At 63.1% G+C, this 13,866-nt stretch carries 9 protein-coding genes; 2 read left to right on the top strand and 7 right to left on the bottom strand.

Going from position 1 to position 13,866, the window contains the following annotated elements; all coding sequences use genetic code 11:
• Positions 1–46 precede the first annotated feature (46 nt).
• Both ASD07_RS16790 and ASD07_RS16785 read left to right on the top strand, forming a co-directional pair.
• A complete protein-coding gene (locus ASD07_RS16790) occupies positions 47–3,394 on the top strand; it encodes an ATP-binding protein (protein WP_055932743.1) in 3,348 nt (1,115 codons plus the stop codon).
• Positions 3,378–4,313 carry a response regulator transcription factor gene (locus tag ASD07_RS16785; RefSeq protein WP_055932739.1) on the top strand — a complete coding sequence of 312 codons (936 nt, stop codon included), beginning with the start codon at positions 3,378–3,380 and terminating at the stop codon, positions 4,311–4,313. The genes ASD07_RS16790 and ASD07_RS16785 overlap by 17 nt, the downstream gene beginning before the upstream one ends.
• Here ASD07_RS16785 and urtE read toward each other — a convergent pair.
• The 7 genes from urtE to secA form a co-directional block, all read right to left on the bottom strand.
• A complete protein-coding gene (urtE, locus tag ASD07_RS16780) occupies positions 4,291–4,989 on the bottom strand; it encodes an urea ABC transporter ATP-binding subunit UrtE (protein ID WP_055933521.1) in 699 nt (232 codons plus the stop codon). The genes ASD07_RS16785 and urtE overlap by 23 nt on opposite strands.
• 7 nt (positions 4,990–4,996) lie before the next feature.
• The gene (gene urtD / locus ASD07_RS16775; RefSeq protein WP_055932735.1) at positions 4,997–5,776 is read right to left on the bottom strand and encodes an urea ABC transporter ATP-binding protein UrtD; all 780 of its coding nucleotides are present in this window, start codon (positions 5,774–5,776) and stop codon (positions 4,997–4,999) included.
• Positions 5,773–6,885 (bottom strand): urea ABC transporter permease subunit UrtC, encoded by a 1,113-nt coding sequence (gene urtC / locus ASD07_RS16770; protein WP_055932732.1) that lies wholly within the window; start codon positions 6,883–6,885, stop codon positions 5,773–5,775. The genes urtD and urtC overlap by 4 nt, the downstream gene beginning before the upstream one ends.
• Positions 6,882–8,456, bottom strand: coding sequence for an urea ABC transporter permease subunit UrtB (gene urtB / locus ASD07_RS16765; RefSeq protein ID WP_373922082.1), 1,575 nt, complete (start codon positions 8,454–8,456; stop codon positions 6,882–6,884). Before urtB ends, urtC begins: the two co-directional genes overlap by 4 nt.
• 54 nt (positions 8,457–8,510) lie before the next feature.
• Positions 8,511–9,710 carry an urea ABC transporter substrate-binding protein gene (urtA, locus tag ASD07_RS16760; protein ID WP_055933517.1) on the bottom strand — a complete coding sequence of 400 codons (1,200 nt, stop codon included), beginning with the start codon at positions 9,708–9,710 and terminating at the stop codon, positions 8,511–8,513.
• Positions 9,711–9,802: 92 nt separating this feature from the next.
• Positions 9,803–10,912 carry a hypothetical protein gene (locus ASD07_RS16755; protein WP_055932728.1) on the bottom strand — a complete coding sequence of 370 codons (1,110 nt, stop codon included), beginning with the start codon at positions 10,910–10,912 and terminating at the stop codon, positions 9,803–9,805.
• A 162-nt stretch (positions 10,913–11,074) separates the two neighbouring features.
• Positions 11,075–13,837, bottom strand: coding sequence for a preprotein translocase subunit SecA (gene secA / locus ASD07_RS16750; RefSeq protein WP_055932725.1), 2,763 nt, complete (start codon positions 13,835–13,837; stop codon positions 11,075–11,077).
• Positions 13,838–13,866: the final 29 nt, after the last annotated feature.

The following is a 13,866-nucleotide window of genomic DNA, read 5'->3' as shown; positions in this document are numbered from 1 at the left end:
CATAGTAATTGCATCAGAGCTGTAGCCTGCCAGAACAACGCGAACCATGAATAACTCTGCACCAAATGTGGAAAGCCCACGCACCAAAACGGTTCAGCGCATCGTCAAGATAAGGCGCGACTACAATACCTGGGTCGCCAATGAAACCATCGAAGACTATGCGCTGCGCTTCACGCCGCGCACCTTTCGCAAATGGTCCATTTTTCGCGTCGCCAATACCGCGTTTGGTGCGATTGCCTTCCTGGTGCTGGAAGCGATAGGCGGAACGCTGGCCGTGCATTACGGCTTCATCAATGCCTTCTGGGCCATCCTGGCGGTCAGCCTGATCATTTTCCTGTCCGGCCTGCCCATCAGCTATTACGCGGCGCGCCACGGCGTCGACATGGACTTGCTGACCCGCGGCGCCGGCTTCGGCTATATCGGCTCCACCATTTCCTCGTTTATCTACGCTTCCTTTACTTTCATCCTGTTTGCACTGGAGGCGGCCATCATGGCGTATGCGCTGGAACTGTATTTCGGCCTGCCGCTGTGGCTCGGCTACCTGGCCAGCGCGCTGGCGGTGGTGCCCCTGGTGACGCACGGCGTGACCCTGATCAGCCGCATCCAGATGGTGAGCCAGCCACTCTGGCTGCTGCTGATGGCGCTGCCCTTCATCGCCATTGCTTTCAAGCGGCCCGACCTTCCCGGCCAGTTGCTCCGGTTCGCCGGCACCGACCCGGCCCATGCCCATTTCAATACGCTGGCCTTTGGCGCTGCCACCGCCGTCGGGGTGGCCCTCATCCCTCAGATTGGTGAACAGGTCGACTTCCTGCGCTTCATGCCGCCGCCTGGAAAGAAGCGCCTGCACTGGCATCTTGGCGTGCTGGCCGCGGGTCCTGGCTGGGCGGTGGTCGGGGCACTGAAAATGCTGGCCGGCGCCCTGCTCGCCCTGCTCGCGCTGGAAGGCGGCGCCAGCCTGGCGCAGGCAGTCAACCCGACCCATATGTACCTGGCCGGCTTCAGCCTGGTCGGCGCCGGCCATGGCCTGGCGCTGCTGGCCACCGTCGTGTTTGTCGTGGTGTCGCAGGTCAAGATCAATATGACTAACGCCTATGCCGGCTCGCTGGCCTGGTCGAACTTCTTCGCGCGCCTGACCCACAGCCATCCGGGGCGCGTCGTGTGGGCCTGCTTCAATGCCCTGATTGCCGTGCTGTTGATGGAGCTCAATGTGTTCCAGGCGCTGGGCCAGGTGCTCGGGCTGTTCTCCAATATCGCCATCGCCTGGATCGCCGCCGTGGTGGCCGACCTGGTCATCAACAAGCCCTTGGGACTAAGCCCGGCAGGCATCGAATTCCGCCGCGCCTACCTGTACGATATCAATCCGGTTGGCGTGGGCGCCATGCTGCTTACCTCGCTACTGTCGGTAGCCGCGTTCACCGGCCTGTTCGGCGCTACGGCGCAAGCCTTTTCTGCCCTCATTGCGCTCGCCACCGCCTTCGCCACGGCGCCGGCCATCGCCTGCCTGACCGGCGGACGCTACTACATTGCACGCCAGGCCGCGGCGCCACACAGCAACACCTGCAGCATCTGCGAAAAATCCTACGAAGCGGAGGACATGGCGCATTGCCCGGCCTACCAGGGGCCGATCTGCTCGCTCTGCTGCTGCCTCGACGCACGCTGCGACGATGCATGCAAGCCCCATGCGCGCCTGTCCGTGCAATGGCAAGCGGCCATGCATTGGCTGCTGCCGAAGTCGGCCTGGCCTTACCTGGTCAGCGGGCTGGGCTACTACCTGCTGCTGCTGACGCTGACCCTGCTCTTCCTGGCGGGCCTGCTCGGACTGCTTTACCTGCATGAGGGTGCAGCCCTGCTGCAGGCCGGGCAGGCGCAGCTGCTGGCGCCATTGCGCCTGGCTTTCCTCAAGATCTTCGGCGCGCTGCTGCTGGTCAGCGCTATCGTGGCGTGGTGGCTGGTGCTGAACCGCGAAGGGCGCCGCGTGGCGCAGGAAGAAGCGCAGCAGGCCAGGAAGCTGGCCGACCAGGCCAACCAGGCCAAGAGCCGCTATATCGCCGGCATCAGCCATGAAATCCGCACCCCGCTCAACAGTATCCTCGGCTATGCGCAGTTGCTGGAGCACGACCCGGCCATGCCGCCGCACCGGCAGCAGGCCATCCGCGTCATACGCGGCAGCGGCGAGCACCTGCTGTCGCTGATCGAAGGCACGCTCGACATCGCCCGCATCGAGGGCGGCCGCCTGAGCGTCGACCTGCGCCCGCTGGAATTCGCCACCTTCATCGCGCAGCTGGTACTGATGTTCGAACAGCAGGCCGCCAGCAAGGCACTGGCTTTCCGCTACGAGGTGCAGGGCAGCCTGCCGGCGCTGGTGCGGGCCGACCGCAAGCGCCTTGGCCAGATCCTGATCAATATCCTCGGCAACGCGGTCAAGTTCACCAGCCAGGGCAGCATTGTTTTCCGCCTGCGCTACCAGCGCGACATGGCGCACTTTGAGGTGGAGGACAGCGGACCTGGCATCTTCGGGCACGAGCTGGAACGCATCTTCGAGCCCTTCGCGCGCGGCAGCGCCGGCGATGCCGCCAACTGCGGCGGCACCGGGCTCGGCCTGCCCATCAGCAAGCTGCTGACGGAGCTGATGGGCGGTGAACTGACGGTGCGCAGCACCCCGGGAACGGGCAGCGTCTTCGGCGTGCGCCTGTTGCTGCCACGGCTGCAGGCCGGGGCGCCGGAGCCCGATACCCCCGCGCTCCCGCGCAGCGGCTATGCCGGCGCCCGCCGCCGCATCCTGGTGGTCGACAATGACCCCAACGACCGCGAGCTGCTGGCGGAAATCCTGACGCCGCTCGGCTTCATCGTCGGCCAGGCCGCTTCCGGCCAGGAGTGCCTGCAATACCAGGCCGGCTTCACACCCGACCTGATCCTGATGGACCTGGCCATGCCAGGCATGGATGGCTGGGAAGCCAGCCACCTGCTGCGCACCGGGCATGGCTGTACTGTGCCGATCGGTATCGTCTCGGCCAATGCCTACGACAAGGGCTTGCCCAATCCGGCCGGCATCGGCGCCGATGACTTCTTCACCAAACCGGTGCAACTGGCCGAACTGCTGGATTGGATCGGGCGCCGCCTGCAGCTCGACTGGATCGTGCCGGCGGCCGCCGCTGCCAGCGCCCCGCCGCCCGGCTTGCCGCAACTGCCGCCGCCCGCCCAGCTCGCGACCCTGCGCGCCCAGGTCAGGGCCGGCTATATGCGCGGCATCAAGCAGCAGTTGGACGTCATCGCCGCGCTCGGCGAACCGTACCTGCATTTTGTCGCCATCATGCGGGCCCACGCGCAGCGCTTCGACCTGGAAGCGATGGCGCACTTGCTCGAACAGGGAGCATCCCATGCCACAAACGATTGAACGCCCGCCAGGCCAGCTGGTGCTGGTAGTTGACGACATGCCCGAAAACCTGGCCGTGCTGCACGACGCGCTGGATGAATCGGGCTACTCCGTGGTGGTTGCCAACAACGGCGCCACCGCGCTGCAACAGGCCCACTTGTTGCAGCCCGACGTCGTGCTGCTGGATGCCGTCATGCCCGGCATGGATGGCTTTGAAGTCTGCCGGCGCCTGAAAGCGGATCTCCAGACCCGCGCCATCCCGGTCATCTTCATGACGGGGCTGACCGAGAGCGAACATGTGGTGGCGGCATTCCAGGTCGGCGGCAGCGACTATGTGACCAAGCCGGTACGCCAGAACGAAATGCTGGCGCGCATCCGCACCCACACGCAGAACGCGCGCATGATGAGCCAGGCCCGCAGCGCCCTTGATGCCTTTGGCCATGCCGTGCTGGCGGTCGATCCGGACGAACGCATCATCTGGCAAACACCGTTGGCGCGGCAATGGCTGGATATTTACTTCCCGGCCCACGCCAAGTCGACGCTGCCGCCGCAGGTTTCGCCCTGGCTGCAGCGCGCCGTGCGGGCGCGCTCCGCCGGCGAGGAAGCAGCCGCGCTGGTCATTGCGCAAGGCGCGCGGCGCCTGATCTTCGCGCTGGGCGAGGCGGACGAAGCGGTCCAGTGGAGCGTGGTGCTGCGCGAAGAATCGGATGACGCGCTGGTGCAGTCGCTGATGGCGAAGCACCGCCTGACCCAGCGCGAAGCCGAAGTGCTGCATTGGGTCAGCAAGGGCAAGACCAACCACGACATCGGCGACATCCTCGGCACCAGCCCGCGCACCATCAACAAGCACCTGGAGCACGTGTTCGCGAAACTGGGCGTCGAGACGCGTACCGCCGCCGCCACGCTGGCCGTATCGTCTAGACCGCCAGGTGGCGGGTGATATCGCCGCTCGCCATCTGCGCCTGGCTGCCGGCCGCTACCACCTCGCCGCGCGCAAGCACGACGAAATGGTCGGCCAGCGCTTGGGCGAAATCGAAATACTGCTCGCACAACAGGATGGCGATGTCGCCGCGCTGGCGCAGCAGGCGGATTACGCGTTCGATATCCTTGATGATGGAGGGCTGGATGCCCTCGGTCGGTTCGTCCAGGATCAGCACCTGCGGCCGTTGCAGCAGGGCGCGGGCGATGGCCAGCTGCTGTTGCTGGCCGCCGGACAGGTCGCCGCCGCGCCGCTGCAGCATCTCCTTCAGCACGGGAAACAGCTCGTAGACTTCGCCATTGATGCGCGCCGCCTCGCGGCCTGGCAGCGTGGCCATGCCCATGCGCAGGTTTTCCTCCACCGTCAGCCGGCCAAAGATCTCCCGGCCTTGCGGCACATAGGCGATGCCGGCCGCCGCGCGCGCATGGGGCGGCTGGCGCGTGATGTCGCGCCCGCCCAGCCGCACCGTGCCGCCGGAAACCGGCAGCACTCCCATCAGGCATTTCAGCAGCGTGGTCTTGCCCACGCCATTCCGGCCCAGCAAGGCCAGGCATTGGCCGCGCGCCACTTGCAGCGAGACGCCGCGCAAGGTGTGGGAAGAGCCATAGTACTGGTTCAGGTTTTCGGCTTGCAGCATCATCTTCCTAGCGCCCTAAATAGACTTCTATCACCCGTTCATCGGCCTGCACTTCGTCCATGCGGCCCTGTGCCAGTACCGCGCCTTCATGCAGCACCGTCACCTTGCCGCGCTGCGCGATCTCGGCCACGAAACCCATATCGTGCTCCACCACCATGATGGAATGCTTGCCGCGCAGTTCGTTCAGCAATTCTGCGGTGCGCGCCGTTTCGGCGTCGGACATGCCGGCCACCGGTTCGTCCAGCAGGATCAATTGCGGGTCCTGGATCAGCAGCATGCCGATTTCCAGCCATTGTTTCTGGCCGTGCGAGAGCAATCCCGCCAGGCGTTGGGCCTGCCCTTCCAGGCGGATCTGGCGCAGGGTGGCGGCAATTTTGTCGCGCTGCTCGCCGCCCAGGCGCGCAAACAGCGAGGGGCGCACGCGCTTGTCCATTTTCATTGCCAGCTCCAGGTTTTCGAACACCGTATGCGACTCGAACACCGTCGGCCGCTGGAACTTGCGGCCAATGCCGGCTTGCGCGATCTGGTATTCCGTCAGCGCCGACAAATCGTGGCGCTGGCCGAACCAGGCGCTGCCCGAAGCGGGCCTGGTCTTGCCGGTGATGACATCCATCATCGTGGTCTTGCCGGCGCCATTGGGGCCGATGATGCAGCGCAGTTCTCCCACCGAGATATCGAGACTGAGCTTGTTCAGGGCACGGAAGCCGTCGAAATCGACCGTCACATCCTCCAGGTAAAGGATGGCGCCATGGCTGGTGTCCAGCCCATCGTCCTGCGCGAGCTTCATACCACCTCCTCCAGTTCTTGCCTGGGCGCCGGTGCGGTGCGTTGCGCGCGCCGAGGCAGGCGCAGACCCAGCAGCCCTTTCTGCATCAGCAGCGTCACCAGTATGAACAGCAGGCCCAGTGCAAACAGCCATAAGTCCGGGAAGGCGGCGGTGAACCAGCTCTTCAAGCCGTTTACCGTAAAGGCTCCGAGGATCGCTCCCAGTAGCGTGCCACGGCCGCCGACGGCCACCCAGACCACCATCTCGATCGAGTTAGCCGGCGACATTTCCGACGGATTGATAATGCCCACCTGCGGCACATACAAGGCACCGGCAATGGCGCACAGGATGGCCGACAGGGTCCAGACAAAGAGCTTGAACCATAACGGGTTGTAGCCGATGAACATCAGGCGTGCCTCCGAATCGCGCACTGCTTGCAGCACGCGACCCAGGCGCGACGTCACGATCCAGCGGCACAGCAGCAGTGCGCCTGCCAGGAAGGCCAGGGTTACCAGGTACAGCACTGCCTTGGTGGAGGGCGCCGTGATGCTGAAGCCAAGAATGCGTTTGAAATCGGTGAAGCCGTTATTGCCGCCGAAGCCAGTGTCATTGCGGAAGAACAGCAGCATGCAGGCATAGGTCAGGGCTTGCGTGATGATCGAAAAATACACGCCCTTGATGCGCGAACGGAAAGCGAAGTAACCGAAAACGAAAGCCAACGCGCCCGGTACCAGCACTACCAGCGCCAGGCAGTACCAGAAGCTGTCCGTCATGGCCCAGTACCAGGGCAACTCCTTCCAGTCGAGGAAGACCATGAAGTCCGGCAGCGTGCTTTGATAGACGCCATCGCGCCCGATCGCGCGCATCAGGTACATGCCATGTGCATAGCCGCCCAAGGCAAAGAACAGGCCATGGCCCAGCGACAGGATGCCGGTGTAGCCCCACACCAGGTCAAGCGCCAGTGCCGCCAGGGCATAGCACATGAACTTGCCGGCCAGGCCGACCAGGTAGTCGGGCACATGCAGCGCATGTCCTGGCGGGAAGGCCAGATTGCAGGCCGGCAGCAAGGCCGCCAGCAACGCCAGGCCGGCCAGTGCGCACCAGGTGCGCCGGGAAAACAGCTTGTTCATTCGATGCTCCTGCCTTTGACCGCGAACAGTCCCTGCGGACGGCGCTGGATGAAGATGATGATGAAGGCGAGGATGGCGATCTTGGCCAGCACGGCACCTGCCGCAGGTTCCAGTAATTTGTTGGCTTCACCAAGCCCCAGGGCCGCGATCACAGTGCCGGCCAACTGGCCGACGCCGCCCAGCACCACCACCATGAAAGAGTCGATGATGTAGGACTGCCCGAGGTCCGGCCCCACATTGCCCAGCTGCGAAAGCGCCACGCCGCCCAGCCCCGCGATGCCGGAACCGAGACCGAAAGTCAGCATATCGATGCGCCCGGTCGGCACGCCGACGCAGCCGGCCATGCGGCGGTTCTGCATGACGGCGCGCACGAACAGGCCAAGCCGTGTGCCGTTCAGAAGCAGCCACACGCCGGCCGTCACCAGCACGGCAAACACGATGATGGCAATGCGGTTGTAGGGCAGCACCAGAGAGCCGAGCACCGTGACGCCGCCCGACATCCAGGCCGGGTTGGCGACTTCCACGTTCTGCGCGCCGAACAGGGTCCGCACCGCCTGCATCAGAACCAGGCTGATACCCCAGGTCGCGAGCAAGGTTTCCAACGGGCGTCCGTACAGCCAGCGGATCACACTGCGCTCCAGCGCCATGCCCACCAGCGCTGCCACGGCGAAAGCAGCGGGAACCGCCGCCAGCAGGTACAGGTCGACCGCCTGCGGCAGGTATTGACGGAACAGCGACTGCACCAGGTAAGTCGTATAAGCGCCGATCATCAGCAATTCGCCGTGCGCCATATTGATGATGCCCATTAAGCCGAAGGTAATGGCCAGGCCCAGCGCCGCAAGCAGCAGCACGCTGGCCAGCGAGACGCCGTAAAACAGGTGGCCAAGCAACTCGGTGCGTGCCTGCCGCGCATCGATGGCCTTCAAGGCCGCCGTTACCGCCAGGCGTACGGCGGCGTTGGGCTCAGCGGATGCCGGCTCCAGCATGGCCTGCAGCGGCGCGCGCTGCGCACTGCCACCCAGCTCGCCCACCTGGCGGGCGGCGGCAGCGCGTTCGGCCATTTGCGGCGCCTGCAAGCTGGCCAGGGCCAGCAGCAATTGCAGCGCGGAGCGCACTTGCCCGTCCTGTTCACCCTGCAGGGCGCGCTGCACCAGCGCCACCTGGGCGGGACTCATTTCCTGGTCCAGCAAGGAATGCGCGGCCGCCAGGCGCTGCGCCGGCCCGGGCGCCATCAGGTCCATGCCCGACAGGGCTGCTTCGATGGCGGCACGCAGGCGGTTATTGACGACAATCGCAGCCGCGCCCTCGGGCGCTGGCGCCGATGGCGCCAGGCTGGCCACCACCTGCCCGTCCGGCATGAGATACAAGGCATCGTCCTTCAATGTGCGTAGCAGGGACGCCGCTTCCGGCGTGCCGAGCGCTCCGATGGCGGCCACTGCTGCCACCCGCGCGTCGGGATCGTCGCCAGCCAGCGATTGCAGCAGGGCTGGCGCAATGGCCGCCTGCGCGGCCCCGGCCAGCAGGCAAAGCACGATGCCGGCCAGCAGCCGGCGCACAGCGGAATGCATCATGGGGAATTCTCCAGTAATCAAGGCCGGCGGGCGCAGCCCGGCCGGCATACCGATTTACAGCTTTTGCTTGCCTTCGTTACCCTGGATGAACGGGCTCCAGGGCTGGGCGCGGACCGGCTCTTTGGTCTTCCATACGACACTGAACTGGCCGTCAGCCTTGATTTCGCCGATCATCACGGGCTTGTGCAGGTGATGGTTGCTCGGGTCCATGGTCAGGGTGAAGCCGGAAGGCGCGCTGAAGGACTGGCCACCCATCGCCGCGATCACCTTGTTGGTATCGGTGGACTTTGCCTTCTCGACTGCCTGCGCCCACATATTGATGCCGACATAGGTTGCTTCCATCGGGTCGTTGGTGACTGCATTGGCGGCATTCGGTAGTTTCTTCGCCACGGCATATGCCTTCCATTTCTTGATGAAGGCCTCGTTCACCGGATTTTTCACCGATTCGAAATAGTTCCACGCGGCGAGGTGGCCGACCAGCGGCTTGGCGTCCACGCCGCGCAATTCCTCTTCACCTACCGAGAAGGCGACCACCGGCACTTGCGTCGACTTCAGGCCGGCATTACCCAGCTCCTTGTAGAAGGGCACGTTGGAGTCGCCATTGATGGTGGAGATCACCGCGGTCTTGCCACCGGCCGAAAACTTCTTGATATTGGCGACGATGGTCTGGTAGTCCGAATGGCCAAACGGCGTGTAGCTTTCCTCGATATCGCTGTCCTTGACGCCTTTGCTCTTCAGGAAAGCGCGCAGGATCTTGTTGGTGGTGCGCGGATACACATAGTCCGTACCGAGCAGCACGAAGCGCTTGGCGCCGCCGCCCTCCTTGCTCATCAGGTATTCGACGGCAGGGATCGCCTGCTGGTTCGGCGCCGCACCGGTGTAGAACACATTCTTCTCGAGTTCTTCCCCCTCATACTGCACCGGGTAGAACAACAGGCCATTCAATTCCTTGAAGACCGGCAGCACGGACTTGCGCGAGACCGAAGTCCAGCAACCGAACACTGCGGCCACTTTGTCTTTCGCGACCAGCTGGCGTGCCTTCTCGGCGAACAGCGGCCAGTTCGAAGCCGGATCGACCACCACCGGCTCCAGCTTCTTGCCCAGCACACCACCCTTGGCATTGATTTCGTCGATAGCCATCAAGGCCACGTCTTTCAATGACGTTTCAGAAATCGCCATGGTGCCGGACAGCGAGTGCAGGATGCCGACCTTGATGGTGTCGGCGGCGTAGGCGGCGAAGCTGCCACCCAGCATGGCGGCGGCCGCCGCGATGCGGGTCAGGGAAGCGACGAAATGACGGCGAGTTTGCATAATGGTTACCCTCTTTGATGGTGGAAAGATGGTGCTTAATATTGGACTTGCAGCGCGACCACGAACTTCGACTGGTCGGCGGCGGCGACGGTTTCGGTCTTCGAATACTTGGCGCTCAACTGCGCGTTGTAGCCATCGATGATGTAATTGAGGCCGATGTCCGACTGCTTGACGTCGACGTTGTTATCGGGCTTGAACTTCTGGTATTGGACAAAGGGCTGCAGCTTGCCCTGGCCGGGCGCCAGGTTGAACAAATAGGCCAGTCCGGTCGACCAGGCCTTACCCTGCTCCGCAAGGATGACATCGCCGTTGCGGTAGTTGTAGTAGGCCGCTTCCACCGAGACCGCACCGGCGCCGACGCGCTTCTCCAGCAGGAAATCCAGGTTCCAGGCCTTGTAGTCGCCATTCTTCGCCACGGTCAGCACGCCGTCCTTCTGGTAGCGGCCAGCCAGGCCGATGGCCAGGATATCCTTGCTGCCCAGGTAGTTGCCAGTACCGTAATAGCCCGGCTCCGCATCCCAGAAGTCATATTGCACGCGGCCGGCATACATCAAGCTGTCATCGGCTTTGATGCCCGCCGCTTTGGCTTCCTTCTGTGTCAGGCTGCCTATGCCGAAGGTATGGCCCTCGAAAGCACCGAAGGAATATCCAAGCTTGCCATCGGCCGCATTACCCCACACCACCACGCCGTCGTCGCGGCCACGGAAAATGCCGCCGTTGTAGCCATAGCGCGAAGCCACACCCGCCCAGTAGCCGCCGCCGAGCGAATAATAGGGACCGGCCATATTGGCGCGGTCGCTGGGCGACAGGAGACGCCCGGCCCAGACATTCAGCTCCGGTGAAAATGCAAACTGGGCGGCAGCATCCAGCACCCGGATCTGGTCACCGTCCCATTCCGTGTTCAACATGCCCTTGATGGTCTTGTTCAGCGAAGCGCCAAAGAACAGGCGTGCGCTGTCCAGGTTGAAATCGTTCGATCGCGAGCTGCCATCCGGCGCTCCGTCCTTGGCACTGGTAAAACTGCCGCGCGCCCCAAAACCTGCGCTGACGGACTTATCCTCCCCGATTGGAATGGTGACGCCCGCGTGCGCCAGCGACGCCATGGCGGCGCTGAGTAATACGGAGAGCTTGATCTTCTTGTGCATGCCAGTCCTCTTTTGACAAGTTTGGAAATGTTTCCGCTTGTGTAAAGAGTAACGAGGCAGGCCAGGACGGCCCATACGTCAAGTGACGTAGTGACTGTGGCGTCACAAAACAAAACGGCCCGGGCGCTTGCGCGGCCGGGCCGTTTCATGGGGCTTTAAAGCTTATGCCAGCTTGCCGTGGCAAGCCTTGAACTTTTTGCCGCTGCCGCATGGGCATGGGTCGTTGCGGCCAACCTTGAAGCCTTGGTTGATTGCGTCTTCCAGGTCGCCGGCCGGCATGGCGGTCGGGGCCAGCAGTTCTTCCGGCGCCGCGTTCGGGTTGAAGTCGGCGTGCTGGTAGTGGACGTTTTCGACGTGCGACTGGTTCATGGCGGCTTCCGCTGCCTCGACCTCTTCGCGCGACTGGATGCGCACCATCATCACCATGCGAATCACGTCGTTCTTGATCATGTCCAGCATGGTGCCGAACAGCTCAAACGCTTCGCGCTTGTATTCCTGCTTGGGATTCTTCTGCGCATAGCCGCGCAGGTGGATACCCTGGCGCAGGTGGTCCAGCGCTGCCAGGTGCTCGCGCCAGTGGGTGTCCACCGACTGCAGCATGACATTGCGCTCGAAGCCGCCGAACGCTTCCTTCGAAACGATATCTACCTTGGCCTGGTACACGGCATCGGCCGCCGCAACCACGCGCTCGACGATGTCTTCGTCGGAGATGGTGCTTTCCTTCTCCATCATCTCAACCAGCGGCACGTCGATCATCCATTCCGCAGCCAGGGTCTTCTGCAGGGCAGGGATATCCCACTGCTCTTCCACAGACTCTTCCGGCACATAGGTGCGCACCACGTCGGTGAACACGCCATGACGCAGGTTCATGATGGTTTCGGAAATGTCGGTCGCTTCCAGCAGCTCGTTACGCTGCGAGTAGATCACCTTACGCTGGTCATTGGCGACGTCGTCGTATTCCAGCAGCTGCTTACGGATGTCGAAGTTGCGTGCTTCAACCTTGCGCTGCGCGGATTCGATGGAACGGGACACGATGCCCGCTTCGATCGGCTCGCCTTCCGGCATCTTCAGGCGGTCCATGATCGCGCGCACGCGGTCGCCGGCAAAGATGCGCAGGAGCGGGTCGTCCAGCGACAGGTAGAAGCGCGAGGAACCCGGGTCGCCCTGGCGGCCGGAACGGCCACGCAGCTGGTTGTCGACGCGGCGGGATTCGTGGCGCTCGGTACCGACGATATGCAGGCCGCCAGCCGCCACCACCTGGTTGTGCAGCGACTGCCAGCCGCCGCGCAGGTGCTGCGCCTTGGCTGCTTTCTCTTCGGGGCTCAGCTCAGGGTTGGCTTCGATGATCTGGATCTGCTTCTCGATATTCCCGCCCAAAACGATATCGGTACCACGGCCTGCCATATTGGTGGCGATGGTGATCGCTTTCGGGATACCTGCCTGGGCGATGATCTCTGCTTCGCGGGCGTGCTGTTTTGCGTTCAGCACGTTGTGCGGCAGTTTGGCCTTGTCCAGGATGCCGGACAACAGTTCGGAATTTTCAATCGAGGTGGTACCCACCAGCACCGGCTGGCCGCGCTCGTAGCAGTCGCGGATGTCGAGCATCATCGCGTTGTACTTTTCGGCGTTGGATTTGTACACCTGGTCCTGGCGGTCTTTGCGCGCCGACGGACGGTTCGGTGGAATCACCACGGTTTCCAGGCCATAGATCTCCTGGAATTCATACGCTTCGGTGTCGGCGGTACCGGTCATGCCCGACAGCTTGGCATACATGCGGAAGTAGTTCTGGAAGGTGATCGAGGCCAGGGTCTGGTTCTCGTTCTGGATCTTGACGCCTTCCTTGGCTTCGACTGCCTGGTGCAGGCCATCGGACCAGCGGCGGCCAGTCATCAGGCGGCCGGTGAATTCGTCGACGATCACCACTTCGTTGTTCTGCACTACATAGTGCTGGTCCTTGAAGTACAGCACGTGCGCGCGCAAGGCGGCGTACAGGTGGTGCACCAGGGTGATGTTGGCGGAGTCGTACAGGGACGCGCCTTCCGGCAGCAGGCCCATTTTGGTCAGGATGCGCTCGGCTTTTTCGTGGCCAGCTTCGGTCAGCAGCACCTGGTGCGCTTTTTCATCCTTGGTGTAGTCGCCAGGGACTTCGATCTTGCCCTTGCCGTCTACGGTCTCTTCGCCAACTTGCAGGGTCAGCTGCGGCGGTACCAGGTTGATCTTGTGGTACAGGTCGGTGTGGTTTTCAGCCTGGCCGGAGATGATCAGCGGGGTACGCGCTTCGTCGATCAGGATCGAGTCCACTTCGTCGACGATGCCGAAATTCAGGGTGCGCTGCACGCGCTCGCTGGCTTCGAACACCATATTGTCGCGCAGGTAGTCGAAACCGAATTCGTTATTGGTACCGTAGGTGATGTCGGACGCGTAAGCTTCCTGCTTGTCGTCGTGCGGCATTTGCGACAGGTTCACGCCACAGGACAGGCCCAGCCAACGGTACAGCTTGCCCATGGTCTCGGCGTCGCGCTGTGCCAGGTAATCGTTGACGGTCACGATGTGCACGCCTTTGCCGGACAGTGCATTCAGGTAGGCAGGCAGGGTCGCGGTCAGGGTCTTGCCTTCACCGGTGCCCATTTCAGCGATCTTGCCGTAGTGCAATACCATGCCACCGATCAGCTGGACGTCGAAATGACGCATCTTGAACACGCGCTTGGAGGCTTCGCGGCAGACGGCGAAGGCTTCCGGCAGCAGGTTGTCCAGCGTTTCGCCATTGGCAACGCGTTCCTTGAGGGCGGGCGTTTTCGCCTGCAGCTCGGCATCCGACAGCTTTTCAAACTCCGGCTCCAAGGCGTTGATCGCCTTTACCGTTTTTTGGTATTGCTTAAGCAGACGCTGGTTGCGGCTGCCGAAAATCTGGGTCAGTAAGGACATTTCTTAAATTCTTCCTCGGGTCCGCCAAT

Source organism: Duganella sp. Root336D2 (assembly GCF_001425005.1).
Classification (GTDB): domain Bacteria; phylum Pseudomonadota; class Gammaproteobacteria; order Burkholderiales; family Burkholderiaceae_D; genus Rugamonas.
This window is presented reverse-complemented; position numbering and strand designations above follow the sequence as displayed.